Here is a 420-nt window from a genome sequence, read left to right on the forward strand (position 1 = left end):
TCACACTTCCTACCGACACAGCATCATTAAGCTCAAATGACGATGTTGTGAAAGGCATTGCGCATCATCCGCACGCCATTCTTTTCGATATCGTCGAAAACGTTGACTACCACGCTCTCATTGACCATCTAGAGCAGAGCTTCCCCGAAAACACCCCAACAATGCTGGGCTTTATCGATGATTCACTAGAGCAGAAGCCCTGTAACATGTTAACCACCTTGCCTTTGGATAGTTATATCGGACACAACTGGGAAAAAAAGCGGGTGGAAAATAAGCTTCAGTCGTTTGTGAAGCTAAAAAAACATAACCAAGAACTTCAAGATCAATTAAAAACAAGCACTGATACTGCATTAACAGCAATGCGGGCAGCATCAGAAATTGGCTTACTAATGCAATTAGTCGAATGGTTGCAAGAATCGA

General features: G+C 42.9%; 1 protein-coding gene. It reads left to right on the plus strand.

Annotation, left to right across the window (positions count from 1 at the left end; translation table 11 throughout):
- Positions 1-420 (plus strand): hypothetical protein (locus tag A3739_RS29640; protein ID WP_197472170.1); only part of this gene is annotated, 420 nt, incomplete at both ends.

The organism is Oleiphilus sp. HI0067 (genome assembly GCF_001635735.1).